This window comes from Bradyrhizobium sp. USDA 4541 (assembly GCF_024171085.1).
Taxonomy (GTDB): Bacteria; Pseudomonadota; Alphaproteobacteria; order Rhizobiales; family Xanthobacteraceae; genus Bradyrhizobium; species Bradyrhizobium australafricanum.
This window is the reverse complement of sequence record NZ_JALJZF010000001.1, coordinates 6,940,609-6,952,863: the sequence shown is the minus strand read 5'-3', so window position 1 is coordinate 6,952,863 and position 12,255 is coordinate 6,940,609. Positions and strand designations below refer to the sequence as shown.

Below are 12,255 nucleotides of genomic sequence, written 5' to 3'. Positions count from 1 at the left end.
TATGAACGCGCCCAGCAGGCGTTCCATGCGAACCGGGAGTGCCTGAAGGCGGAACGATTGGCCCGCGAGGCGGCAGCGAGACATCTAAGGCCTGAACAGCCAGAAAATCTGAAGATCCGCAAGGTCCGATTCGGCTTGCGATGATGCAGCGACGGTGGGAACACTGTGCATGAGCAACTGAACGGCAAGCCCGCGGTTGGGATCCAATGAACAGGCTTTACCCCCTGGTTCTGGAGCACCGGCTTCCAAGCCCGGTCCGGTACGGCATCTCCGCCTGCATCATGGTGGTGTGCGCCGTGCTGCAGACGGCGCTGCAGACTCAGACCGGGGCGCCTGGATATTTCCTGCTTTTGCCCGGCGTTTTTCTCTCGGGCCTGATCTTCGATCGCGGCTCTGGAATATTCGCGGCCTTCATCGCTATCGGCGTGGGCGCCTACCTCAGCTACGCAGGTGGCTTCGGCATCGATTTCCTCGCGACGAATGCACTGTTCGCGATCACCGCCGCCGGGACAGCCATCGTCGCCGAATTTCAGCGCGCGGAACTCCGACGCGTCATGCAGGCGGACAAGACCAAGACCTTGCTGCTGCAGGAGATGGCGCACCGGACGAAAAACAATCTCGCAATCCTTGGCGGCATGATCCGGCTGGAGGCAAGGCACGGCGGGCCGGAGGTCGCGGCTGCGCTGGAAGCCACCGCCCGCAGGGTGCAGGTGATGGCGGAGGTCTACGACCATCTTGCGCTCAAGGAGGACTCGCGCTCGGTCAACATGCGCTACTTCCTAAATGACGTGGTTGAGAAGGTCTTCCAGTCCTTGGCTCCATCTGGGCCGGTTGCCTTCCAGGTGGTCTGCGAGGACATTCTCCTGCCGAACAACCACGCGCTTGCGCTCGGCATGATCACGAACGAATTGGTCACGAACTCGCTGAAGTATGCTTTTCCTGGCGACAGGCCAGGAAACGTCGTTGTTTCTTTGTCGAAAGGAGACGGCATCGAGCTGTCGGCGTCCGATAATGGCATTGGCCTGCGGGAGGGAGCAGAGCCGGGCGGACTGGGCTCCCGCATCGTGCACCTGCTCACTCAGCAGCTCGAGGGCGAAATCACATACGAACGGCTGGACCCGGGTCTGCGCGTCCAGGTGCGGGCGCATCCGCGTTAGCATTCCTTATCGCTAGGGACAGGTCCATCTGAAGGGGAATTGGCATTGCGTCAGGAGCCGGTGCACCAAGTCCTTCTTGCACCTGCTTGCCTGGCAACGGAGGAGGGCCCAATGTCGACCGTCGCAAAGCTTCTTGCACGGAAGCAGGCGCTCCTGCAGCGACTACAGCGTGATCCCGGACCGAACGAGCGGGAGGAAATCGAGGCGCTGATCGCCCAGATCGAGACAGTACTAACGCTTCTCGGCGGCGGAAACGATCATGCGTGCGCTCAAGGACGACGACTGGATGGTGCGCGAGATGGCGGCCGAGACGCTGGGGCTCAATGTCAATGGTGGGTTGGTCGCCGCCGCCGCCGCGTTGGGCGAGATCGCTCATCCGGATGGCGAAGTGTTCCTGGCGGTCATTGCCGATGACCCGGATCCAGATGTCAGAAAGAACGCGCGCTGGGCCCTGCAACAGATCGTGGCGAAGAAGGCAAAGGCGAATTCGTAGGTTTGTACCCGAATTCTGCGAATGAGAGCAACTGCGCTCAATCGGGTTGAGGCAGTGGGTGGAACAGCGTTCGTACGTCGGCTAGGGGCCAGAGTATTTGCTTGCGTGCCGTGGGTCGCGGCCTTGAAGAGAAGCTGCGCGGCCAGCTCCTCAACTCGGGGGCTCCAGCGAACGGGCGAGCCAACCAACCCGATCCGTCTCCGTGGGATCAACGGCAACTGAGACCTTTACGGTCCGCCCACAGGTGGCGCACTCGAACATGCGCTCCTCGAATCCACGCTTGCCGGCCGAGACGCGCGCTAGAGCCATTTGGTGCTTGCACACCGGACACGTCGGGCGATCGTTGGTTGTCGGGCTCACGGAGCTGGAATGCGGCCGTAGTAGTCGTCGACCGATCGGGCGACCGAGGGGTCTGACCAGTTCCAACTGCTCTCGTTGCTGTACCTTGGCGCTCCGCGCAACTGGCTGTCGTTAAGTCCCGTAATGTAGCCGCCGAGGTTGGTGTCGTATTTGAGCGACTGCCACGGAAGGGGATAATGATCGTCTCCGATGCCGAGGAAGCCGCCGAATCCCAGCACTGCGTAGGAGACCTTGCCACCAATCTTGTCGATCATCACCCGTTCGATCGAACCAATGCGTTCATTGTCGGCACCATAAACGGCGGTCCCTTCGACCTTATCGCTGCCGATCAGATTTCCAGTCTCCCGTTCTTCGTAAGCCATGCGATCCTCCTCATGATGGAGCCCAACCCTGGGCAGTTGTGGTCGTTCCTAAGAGACCTTTGGCTCGCCAATGCTTTCACCAAATTTGAGCTAGGCGCACCGGTCAGCGGCCGTCTCAAAACATCGAGTGGCGGAAAGGTACCTCATCCTATTCACCTGAGCGCCGGCGGTTTGATTTGGAAGTATGTACAAAACTGTACACTGGAGGCGAAGGTGCGCGCGTCGCCGCGCGGCTAGGATCAAAGGTGAGCTATGAGGCGAAGAAAACCCGGACTTCGGCAGCGTCGGTGAAGAAGTCCGTCAAGAAGGTGGGCAATAGCCGCAAGAGAGTTGAGCGCCGGCTCGGGTCGGCGGTGAAAAAGTCGTTAGGAACGGCACCTTCGAAGCGTCGTTAGCAATGCGTCGCTCCTCGGCAGAGCGGCATTGGACGAATGAAGGTGCCCCGGCTCTTGCCCCCGAAGACCCGGGGCACATCGATCAGTTTGGAGCGGCCCCGGCCGCAAGCGCGTCGATCGTCGGCCGAGTTGCGGTGCCGGTCGGAGTTAGGGCCTGGTCGGCAGCAATCAACTGGTGCTAATTCGATCCCGAAAGCGCGCTCGTTCGGAAGCGGAATCGCCGCGGGCTGGTCGCAGTCTGTCGCCTATCTGACGTCGGCGATCGTGGCGAGTGAGACAATGATCGGCCTCAGTGCTCTCCCCGGGGCGCTGGGCCTTTGCTTCTTCAAAGGTGCCGGATCTCCGAGTGTGGCGGTCGTGCGGACCCCCGTGCTTGCGGCCTTGACCGGCTTCGACCAACGCGAGGCGCAGACTGGCGGGATGGAGCCCGAGACCGGGCAGGACGCGCGCAATGCGACCGTCTGCCGTCACGACAAACGCGGCCGCGGGATGCGCGTAGCGGCCGTGGTCGCGGTCGTAGACCGCTTCAAATCCGAATGCTCGTGTCAGTGCCGCGATATCGCCGGCATCGCCGCGCGAGACGTGGGCGGCGTCGCCCAGCGCTTCGAGGCCGACTTGCGCCTGCTTCATATCCTTCGCGTTCTCCGGGGTATCCTGCGGGTCGAAGCTCACGACGTGCAGATCGAAGTCCTGACCGGGACGCAGGCCGGACTGCCGGAGCGCATCGGAGACGGTGCTGACTACCGGGCCGCACAACGTATCGCAGGTAAAATCTGCGAGGACCCACACGCTGGGTCCGCCGGTGAGCCATTCCCGGATCGGCCGTGCGACGCCGTTTTCGTCGCGCAGGCGGACGCTCAGCGGTAGCACGGCGCCGAGCCGGGGCGATGCGTCGACTCCGGCGAGATCGGACCCGGTCAACTCGGCGCGCGCCGGCGCCAGCGCTGCGCAGACCAAATAGACGGCAAGCATCATCTGGCGATGCATCGCTTCTGGCCTTCACTTCTCCCTGCCGGGCAACACGGTCTCGAGCAGCTGGCGCGCTGCGCCGCGGATGACGCCGACTTCGTTCGGGTCGCCCTTGGCGAGCGCGATCGAGAAGTTCTTGGCTTGCTCGAGCGTAATATGCGGCGGTAGCGGGGGCACTTCCGGATCGGTCTTGACTTCCAGCACCACGGGGATGTCGCTCGCGAGCGCCTGATCCCAGGCCGAGCCGAGCTGTGCGGGGTCGTCGACATAAATCCCCCGCAGTCCGATCAGGTCGGCGAAACGCGAATAGGAAACGTTGGGGATGCGTTGCGATGCCTCGAACTTGGGATCGGCATTGATGATGCGCTGTTCCCATGTCACCTGGTTGAGGTCTTCATTGTTGAATACGCAGACGATCCAGCGGTGATCGCTCCAGTCGCGCCAGTATTTGGCGACCGTGATAAGCTCGGCCATGTTGTTCATCTGCATGGCGCCGTCGCCAACCAGCGCAATGACGGGACGATCGGGCGCTGCATATTTGGCGGCGATTGCGTAGGGAACTGCCGCGCCCATCGATGCCAGGCCGCCTGACAGCGAGGCGATAAGGCCGGGACGCATCTTCAGATCACGGGCAAACCAGTTGGCGCAGGAGCCGGAATCGCTGGTGATGATCGCGCGATCGGGAATACGCGGCGACAGCTCCCATGTCACGCGCTGAGGATTGACCGGCTTGGCCGGCTGGTGCGCGCGATCCTGCAATGTCTTCCACCAGGTCCGGACGTTGTGCTCGATCGTCTTTCGCCAGCTGCCGTCGCTCTTCTGCTTCAGGCGCGGAAGCAGCGCGCGCAGCGTCTCCCCGGCGTCGCCCACGAGGCCCATCTCCATCGGAAAGCGGATCGATAGCATGCCGGCGTCGATGTCGACCTGGACGCCGCGGGCCTGGCCCTCCTTGGGCAGGAACTCGGAATAGGGAAACGCCGAGCCGATCATCAAGAGCGTGTCGCACTCCATCATCAGGTCGTAGCTCGGCTCGGTGCCGAGCAAGCCGATCGAGCCCGTCACCCATGGCAGGTCGTCGGGCACCACGGCCTTGCCGAGCAACGCCTTGGCGCATCCGGCCGACAGCCGGTCGGCGACAGAGGTGACCTCGTTGGTCGCGCCAAGCGCGCCGGCGCCGACGAGCATGGCGACCTTCTTGCCGGCGTTGAGAATGTCGGCGGCGCGCTCGAGGTCGGCCTCTGCCGGAACGATCCTCGGCGGAGTGTATCCGACGCCGGACCGCAGCGTGCCGTGTGCGCGCGGCGGATCCTCGTAATCCTCTTCCTGCAGATCATTCGGCAGGATCAGCGCGGTCACGGTGCGCCGGGCGAGCGCAATGCGCGCGGCGCGGTCGATCAGATGACGGACCTGAGCGGGCGAGGAAGCCTGCGCGACATACGCGCTGGCGACGTCCTTGAACATCGAGACCAGGTCGAGCTCCTGCTGATACTGCCCGCCCAGCGCGTTCCGCGCCTGCTGGCCCACGATGGCGAGCACCGGCTGATGGTCGAGGAGGGCATCATACAGACCGGTGATCAGGTGTGAGGCACCGGGGCCCGACGTCGCGATGCAGACGCCGAGGCGGCCGGAAAATTTGGCATAGGCACACGCCATGAACGCCGCCATCTCCTCGTGGCGCGCCTGGATGAAATCGATCTTGCCTTCGGCGCGATTGAGCGCACCGAACACGCCATTGATGCCATCGCCGGGATAACCGAAGAGATGCCGCACGTCCCAATCCTGGAGGCGCCGCACTACGAAATCGCCAACGGTCTTGGACATCGTGCATATCCCGAAAGTTGAATGTGAGCGGTGAACGGCGGGGATTGGCAGCCGTTCCAAAGCGACCGTCCCTCAAGTAGGAGGTGGCATCGGAGAAGAGATAGGCAGGCGCAATGGTCACCGAACGTGTGAGGATTCGCCGCGACATGATGGGACGCAGCTGCTTGTTCGAGCAGACCTACCCGAGCTTAGCGAGAGCCTTGGTGGCTCTCCGCCCGCAGTCTAGTCTGGTCTAGTCGGCCGATAGAGGAGCGCCGGTCAAGGACCAGCTTTCTCCATCAAATGTCGCAATCCGCAGAGCTCTGAAGGGTGTGTAGTCTCCGGGCCGGGTGCCGATCGCGACGCCTGGGAGCATCATCGGCAATCGTTCGCCATTCAGCGAGGTAGCCTGCTTCATGAGGTTCTCGCGGGTCAGGTCGTCGCCGCATTTGCGCAACGCTAACTCCACGGCGTGCACGTTCATATAGGCCACGAGCACAGAATAGTCGTCCGGGTTGGCTGAAGGTGCGTATGCCTTCAAGAACTGCTTGTAGGCCTTGACCTCCTCATCGTTGGCCCACGCCGGGTCGCCCGGTTGCTTGAGGAATTGCGTTGTAACCAGCCCTTTCGATGCTTCGAGGCCCGCGGGCTTCAGGATAGTTTCGACCGATGCGGTCGAGCCCCCGATCACGTGCAGGGGTTTCCAGCCGAGCTCGTAAACCTTGCGGATCGATTGCGCGGCGGCCTTCGACGACGACTGCTCGATCAGGGTGTCGACGCCGGCGGCCTTCAGCTGCACGATCTGCGAGTCGATCGTCGGATCGGCGAGCTCGTAGGAGGCCTGGGCGACGATCAGCTCGGCCTTCGGACCGAGGCCGGCGCGGAGGCCCTTCAGGTAGTCCTTGCCATAGTCGTCATTCTGATAAAGCACGCCGATTCTGGCGTCCGGCTTTACGGTGAGGATGTATTTGGCGACGACGCGGCCTTCGGTTTCGAAGTCGGGATAGAGCGGGATCGTCCAGGGAAAGGCCTTGGGATCGTTGAAGCGGCGTCCGCCGGCGGTGATGAACAGCTGCGGCACCTGCTTGGCGTTCAGGTATTTCTGGATCGCGACGTTGGGCGCGGTGCCGATCGTGCCGACCTCGGCCAATATGCCGACGTCCTCGATCAGCTTGCGCGATTGTTCGACCGCCTTCGGCGCGCTGTAGGCATTGTCGAGCTGCGTGAAGTTGATCTTGCGGCCGTTGATGCCGCCTTTGGCATTCAGCATCTCGAAGTAGCCGACCACCGCCCGCCCGGCGCCCGCGCCGAACGCGGATGCGGGACCACTCAGCGGCGTCGATTGGCCGAGCTTGATCTCGGTATCGCTGGCACCGGGACCGTAGGCTTTCTGAGCATAGGCAGGTACCGCCAGCAGTACTGACACCGCGCCGGCCATCAGCGCCCGGTTGATGATGTGGTTCAAGTTCGTTCCTCCCTGCAATTGCTTCTTCTTGAAATCGATCCGCGCTAGCGCAGCAGCTCGCGGGCGATCACCACGCGCTGGATCTGGTTGGTGCCCTCAAAAATCTGGGTCAGCTTGGCATCGCGCATCATGCGTTCGACCGGATAGTCCATCGTGTAGCCGTAGCCGCCGAAGATCTGGACCGCGTCGGTCGTCACCTTCATCGCCATGTCGCTGCCGACGCATTTGGCCATGCTGGCAAGCACGTTGAGCCGCTTCCAGTCGCCGGCATCGCCGGCGTGGGCACATTCGTAGACCAGCGCGCGGGCCGCCTCGATCTGCATGGCCATGTCGGCGAGCATGAACTGCACGCCCTGGAACTCGGCGATCGGTTTCTTGAATTGCTTGCGCTCCTTGGCGTAGGCGACGCAGGCATCCAGTGCGCCTTGTGCGAGGCCGACGGATTGCGCGCCGATGGTCGGCCGGTTGAGGTCGAGCGCGCGCATCGACGCGCGAAAGCCCTTGCCTTCCTCACCGACGAGATTTTCCGCGGGAACGCGGACATTGTCGAAGAAGATCGGCGTGTTGGGCGCGCCGCGAAAGCCCATCTTGCGCTCGTGGCGGCCGAACGTGATGCCCGGCATTCTCTTCGGCTCGACGATGAAGGCGCTGATGCCGTCTGCACCGGCGCCGTCACTGGTTCGCGCCATGACCACGATGTAGTCGGCCGCGACACCATAGCTGCACCACTGCTTGCGGCCGTTCAGGACATAACTATCGCCGTCCTTGCGGGCGCGGGTGTTGAGCGCGGCGACGTCGGAGCCGGCCTGCGGCTCCGAGATCGCGATTGCCGTGACCACGCCACCCTCGGCGATGATCGGCAGATACTTCTTGCGCTGCTCCTCAGAGCCGAAATGCAGCAGCGGCATGATGAACATGGTGTTGAGCGCGGCGATCGACGCACAGGCAGGGGAGACCTTGGAGATCTCCTCGCGCGCGATGCAGGCCATGGTCAGGTTGCCATTCGGGCCGCCATAGCGCTCCGGCACCCAGAGCTGCATCAGTCCCATCTCGCCGAACAGCTTGACCAGTTCGAGCGGGAAGCGGTCGGTTTCGTCGATCTCGGCGGCGATCGGCGCCACGTGCCTGGCGACCATTCTGCGCACGTTGTCACGGAACGCGACCTGCTCCTCGGAAAAACTCATGCGAACTCCCGTTTCGTTTTCTTTGCCGGAAGCAAAAAAGGGCTTCCATTGAATGGGTGATCCATTTAATAATTCATCGCATGAGCACCAAGTCAAGCCCTCGCGCGCCGCGGCGCTCCCGTGCCGCCTCGCCGAGCCGCCGGGAGCGGGCCACCGATCATCGTGCGGCCGGCTCGCCGGCCGCGCCGACATTCAAGCCGATTCACACCAGGCGGACGTTCGAGGAGATCTGCGAGCGCATTCGCGAGCAACTCGCGCTCGGCGTGCTGAAGCCCGGCGACAAGCTGCCGGCCGAGCGCGAGCTGGCTCAGCAGCTCGGCGTCAGTCGGAATGTGCTGCGGGAAGCATTGCGCAGCCTCGAAATGGCCGGCGTGCTCCGGCTGCAGAAGGGCGTCAAGGGCGGCGCCTTCATCCAGCAGGGCGACACCCGCCGCATGAACGAGGTCATGCGCGACATGCTGAGCCTCGGCACGATTTCGGTACGGGAATTGTCGGAGGCGCGGGTCCACGTCCTCGACCTCGTGGTGCAGTTGGCTTGTGCCAATGCCCGCCGGGCCGATCTCGATGCATTGGAAGCCAATATCGAGCGGACGGAGCTTGCGACCAAGGAGGGGCGGCTGCTCGACCGGGTCGAATGTTCGCGCGAGTTCTACAAGCTGCTGGCGGCCTCGACCGGCAACAAGGTGATTGCGATGATCGTGGACTCGGTCACCGAGATCCACATGCGCTTCGTCTATGCCAAGGTCGCTTCCAGCGGGGTCGCGATGGCACGGCTGGCCGAGAAGCGGCGGCAGTTCCTGGCGGCCCTCAGCGAACGGAACGTCGATCTGGCAAGCCGATTGCTGCGATCGCATCTGGAATCCGTGCAGCGCATGCTCGAGCAGGATCCGGGCGCCATGTCGCTTCACGTCGCATTGGCGGATGTGCAGCCCGGGATGCGCCGCTAGCGCGCGCCCGCGTTGCCAATAATCAAACAACTCAAACAGCGAAACAATGGAGGCAAACGTGTCCAATTACGCCAAATATGAATGCCTGACGGTCGAGGTCGCGGACAAGGTCGCGACCGTGACCTTGAACCGCCCGCAGGCGCGCAATGCCATCAATCAGAAGCTGATCCGCGAGTTGCGCACGATCTGGGACGACCTCGCCGACGATCACGCCGTTAATGCCGTGGTGCTGACCGGGGCGGGCGACTTCTTCAGCGTCGGTGGCGACGTCAAGGCGATGTCCGAGCGGCCCGGCGGCGACGTGCTCGAAGAGGGCGAGGTACACGATCCCATGATCAGCCGCCGCGGAGTCACCCGCCAGCTCGAGCTCGACAAGCCCATCATCGCGGCGATCAATGGCGATGCCATCGGCCTTGCGGCGACCCATGCGCTGCTTTGCGACATCACGGTGATGGCGGAAGACGCACGGATCGGCGACACCCACGTCTCGCGTGTCGGCCTCGTCGCCGGCGACGGCGGCACAGTGATCTGGCCGCTGCTGGTCGGCATCAACAAGGCCAAGGAATTCCTGATCCGCGGCACGCTCCTGAAGGGAAATGAGGCGGAGCGGATCGGGCTGGTCAATCATGTCGCGCCGCGCGCGGAGGTGTTGGCCAAGGCCCGCGCGATCGCGGTCGAGCTCGCCAACGGTCCGACCTGGGCCATTCGCTGGACCAAGCTGTCGATCAACCAGATCGTCAAGGAGCGCGTCAACATGCTGCTGGAGGCGTCGATGGCGCTGGAGCAGGTGACGTTCGAGACTGCCGACCACAAGGAAGCGACTATGTCGTTCAAGGAGAAGCGGAAGCCCAGATTCGGCCAGGCATAGCGCGGGCCTCACCATGGCGGCGATCGAAGCCTCGAATGACGATGTCGCAGGAATGCTGCGCGATTCCTTGCGCGGTTTCCTGGACGAGCATTGGCTTCCACTCGATTTAGCCGCATCGTCCTCGCCGGACGAGGTGTCGGCGATCTGGCGCAAGCTCGTTGGGCAGGGCGTCGCCGCGCTTGGTGCGGAGAGCAGCGAAGGCGGGCTCGCCGAAATCCTCGTCGTCATGGCGGAACTCGGCCGGGCCGGCTGCACGGCGCCGATGTGGTCTGCGGCGCTCGCCAATCTTGCGATCTCCGGATCGCAGGTCGACGTCGCGGTGGATCTGCTGGAGCGGCTGCAGTCCGGGGAGGCGACCGTCGCCTTCTCATTTGGTGCGCTGGATCCGGACGCCGGCACAGGAGCGGTTGAGGTCACGGACCTCAAGGCAAAGGGCGTGCTTCGTTTTGTCGAGGCTGCCGGAGGCGCGACGCACCTTCTGGTCGTTCTTGACCAGGCCCAGCTTGGGCTGATCAATCTTGACGGTCCCGGTGTCGAGTGCGTCGCAACCCGCGCGATGGGAGCGTGGGGGCTCTACGAGGTCCGGCTGAACGAAGCGCCGCTCACGCGCATTCCCATAGATACAGTCGATCTCGACCATCTCCGCATCAAGGGCAGAGCGATGTTGACCGCGCGTGCCTATGGCGCGGCGCGGCGTGCCTTTGAGCTCGCCGTGGACTATGCCAAGGAACGGCACCAGTTCGGGCAGCCGATCGGCAGGTTCCAGGCCATCCAGCACAAGCTGGCCGACTGCCTGATTGCGCTCGAAGGCGTCAGGTTGATCCTCGACCATGCCGCCAGACTGCATGACGGCGGCGAGGGCGGCTGGCGCTACTTCGCCGATTGCGCATCGGCGTTCTCCGGTCATGCGCTACGGCAGGTGTCGCTGGAGGTCCAGCATACGTTCGGTGCGATCGGTTATGCCGAAGAGCACGAGGCGCCAATCCACTTCAAGCGCGTGCATCTCGATACGATCGCGCTTGGCGGCGTCTCGGATGCCAAGAGCAGGCTGGCAGCGCGGCTGTTGGATGCGGGCGGCGTCGGGCTGCCGCAATATGACCTCGGGGCCGCTGGAAATGCGTTTCGCGAGCAGATCCGGCTCTGGCTCGAGCAACACTGGACTGGAGATACGAAGCAAGCATTCGACGGAAGGCCCTTCGCCAAGCGTGAGTTCGATGCCGGCTTCGCCCGCGACATCGGTGAGACCGGATGGATCGGGCTCGGATGGCCAGAGCAATTCGGCGGCCAGGCGCGCTCGCCCCTGGAGCAGATCGCCTTCATGGAGACCATGGAGCGGGGCGAGGCGCCGCGGATCGGCGCGGCGATCCAGGCCAATGCGCTGATGATGTTCGGCACGGCAGCGCAGCAGCAGAAATACCTTCCGGAAATCCTGCGTGGCGAAGCGATGCATGGCATGGGCTACAGCGAGCCGCAGGCAGGGTCGGACCTTGCCGCGCTGCGCACCAGTGCGGCCAGGGACGGCGATCACTGGGTGATCAACGGCCAGAAGATCTGGACCACCACCTGGTGGGGCAAATACATGTTCCTCGCCGCGCGGACCGACAAGGACGCGAAGCCGCCACACGCGGGCATCAGCATGTTCATCGTGCCGATGGATGCGCCGGGCATCACGATCAGTCCATCAGCAACCATGTATGATGGCACGTTTGCCAACATCTTTTACGACAACGTCCGCATCCCCGCCGAGAACCTGGTCGGCGAGGTCAATGGCGGTTGGAAAGTGTTGACCGGCGCGCTGGCCTTCGAGCGCGGGCTGGTTGGTGGCGGGATCGTCCTGAAGGTCGCGCACGCCTTCGAGCAACTGCGTTCGCAAGTGATGGCGAAGCAAGGTGATCGGTCTCTCGCCGATGATCCAATCATCCGCGACAGGATGGTGACCTTGGCGTCAGAGATCGAGATCGGCCGTCTCTTGATGATGCGTTGCGCCGAACTTGCCGCCGACGGCGTGACGCCGCCGGAATATGGCGCGATCAGCAAGGTGTTCTCCGGTGAGCTGATGGAGCGATTCGGCGAGGCTGCGCTCGACATCCTTGGCATGCGTGCCGCGCTGTCCGAGCAGATGCCGGGCGCGATCGACAACGGTCGCTTCGAGCAAAGCCTGCGGCATTCGCTGATGTGGGTCATCAGCATCGGGACCAACGAGATTCAGCGCAGTCTGATCGCGCAACGCGCGCTCGGGCTGCCGAGATAGGAGA

Annotated in this window: 10 protein-coding genes and 1 pseudogene; 6 read left to right on the top strand and 5 right to left on the bottom strand. The window is 63.5% G+C overall.

The window, feature by feature from the left end:
- The first annotated feature begins 206 nt into the window (after nt 1–206).
- Entirely contained in the window at nt 207–1,157 is a 951-nt protein-coding gene (locus J2R80_RS33630) for a sensor histidine kinase (RefSeq protein ID WP_246786704.1), read from the top strand.
- 244 nt (nt 1,158–1,401) lie between these two features.
- A pseudogene (locus J2R80_RS33625) lies at nt 1,402–1,650 on the top strand (HEAT repeat domain-containing protein); the annotation flags it as partial.
- Nucleotides 1,651–2,006: 356 nt separating this feature from the next.
- Here the strand turns inward: J2R80_RS33625 and J2R80_RS33620 are convergent.
- Nucleotides 2,007–2,372 (bottom strand): PRC-barrel domain-containing protein, encoded by a 366-nt coding sequence (locus tag J2R80_RS33620; protein WP_076826400.1) that lies wholly within the window; start codon nt 2,370–2,372, stop codon nt 2,007–2,009.
- Nucleotides 2,373–2,548: 176 nt separating this feature from the next.
- Here J2R80_RS33620 and J2R80_RS33615 point away from each other — a divergent pair, with 176 nt between their 5' ends.
- The gene (locus tag J2R80_RS33615) at nt 2,549–2,767 is read left to right on the top strand and encodes a DUF3606 domain-containing protein (protein WP_141342315.1); all 219 of its coding nucleotides are present in this window, start codon (nt 2,549–2,551) and stop codon (nt 2,765–2,767) included.
- 168 nt (nt 2,768–2,935) lie between these two features.
- On the opposite strand, the gene J2R80_RS33610 is transcribed toward J2R80_RS33615, so the two are convergent.
- The 4 genes from J2R80_RS33610 to J2R80_RS33595 form a co-directional block, all read right to left on the bottom strand.
- Nucleotides 2,936–3,754: an SCO family protein gene (locus J2R80_RS33610; protein ID WP_253587178.1), complete on the bottom strand. Its 819-nt coding sequence runs from the start codon at nt 3,752–3,754 to the stop codon at nt 2,936–2,938.
- A 12-nt stretch (nt 3,755–3,766) separates the two neighbouring features.
- Entirely contained in the window at nt 3,767–5,557 is a 1,791-nt protein-coding gene (locus tag J2R80_RS33605) for a thiamine pyrophosphate-requiring protein (RefSeq protein WP_253640100.1), read from the bottom strand.
- 232 nt (nt 5,558–5,789) lie between these two features.
- Entirely contained in the window at nt 5,790–6,974 is a 1,185-nt protein-coding gene (locus J2R80_RS33600) for an ABC transporter substrate-binding protein (RefSeq protein WP_244558760.1), read from the bottom strand.
- A gap of 71 nt (nt 6,975–7,045) precedes the next feature.
- Nucleotides 7,046–8,185, bottom strand: coding sequence for an acyl-CoA dehydrogenase family protein (locus J2R80_RS33595; RefSeq protein WP_076826407.1), 1,140 nt, complete (start codon nt 8,183–8,185; stop codon nt 7,046–7,048).
- Nucleotides 8,186–8,265: 80 nt separating this feature from the next.
- Between J2R80_RS33595 and J2R80_RS33590 the strand changes: the two genes are divergently transcribed.
- Genes J2R80_RS33590 through J2R80_RS33580 form a run of 3 tightly spaced genes read left to right on the top strand, consistent with a single transcriptional unit; the run spans nt 8,266 to nt 12,251 of the window.
- Nucleotides 8,266–9,132, top strand: a complete 867-nt coding sequence (locus tag J2R80_RS33590) for a FadR/GntR family transcriptional regulator (RefSeq protein ID WP_083714940.1) — start codon at nt 8,266–8,268, stop codon at nt 9,130–9,132.
- 58 nt (nt 9,133–9,190) lie between these two features.
- Nucleotides 9,191–10,000 (top strand): enoyl-CoA hydratase/isomerase family protein, encoded by an 810-nt coding sequence (locus J2R80_RS33585; protein WP_225648237.1) that lies wholly within the window; start codon nt 9,191–9,193, stop codon nt 9,998–10,000.
- A 13-nt stretch (nt 10,001–10,013) separates the two neighbouring features.
- Complete coding sequence (locus J2R80_RS33580) at nt 10,014–12,251, top strand: acyl-CoA dehydrogenase (protein ID WP_141342318.1); 2,238 nt, start codon at nt 10,014–10,016, stop codon at nt 12,249–12,251.
- Nucleotides 12,252–12,255 lie beyond the last annotated feature (4 nt).

Bases quoted from the DNA above. Each gene is read 5' to 3' on its own strand.
- J2R80_RS33630 (WP_246786704.1), top strand. From the start codon at position 207: ATGAACAGGCTTTACCCCCTGGTTCTGGAGCACCGGCTTCCAAGCCCG.
- J2R80_RS33620 (WP_076826400.1), bottom strand. From the start codon at position 2,372: ATGGCTTACGAAGAACGGGAGACTGGAAATCTGATCGGCAGCGATAAG.
- J2R80_RS33610 (WP_253587178.1), bottom strand. From the start codon at position 3,754: ATGCATCGCCAGATGATGCTTGCCGTCTATTTGGTCTGCGCAGCGCTG.
- J2R80_RS33605 (WP_253640100.1), bottom strand. From the start codon at position 5,557: ATGTCCAAGACCGTTGGCGATTTCGTAGTGCGGCGCCTCCAGGATTGG.
- J2R80_RS33600 (WP_244558760.1), bottom strand. From the start codon at position 6,974: ATGGCCGGCGCGGTGTCAGTACTGCTGGCGGTACCTGCCTATGCTCAG.
- J2R80_RS33595 (WP_076826407.1), bottom strand. From the start codon at position 8,185: ATGAGTTTTTCCGAGGAGCAGGTCGCGTTCCGTGACAACGTGCGCAGA.
- J2R80_RS33590 (WP_083714940.1), top strand. From the start codon at position 8,266: ATGAGCACCAAGTCAAGCCCTCGCGCGCCGCGGCGCTCCCGTGCCGCC.
- J2R80_RS33580 (WP_141342318.1), top strand. From the start codon at position 10,014: ATGGCGGCGATCGAAGCCTCGAATGACGATGTCGCAGGAATGCTGCGC.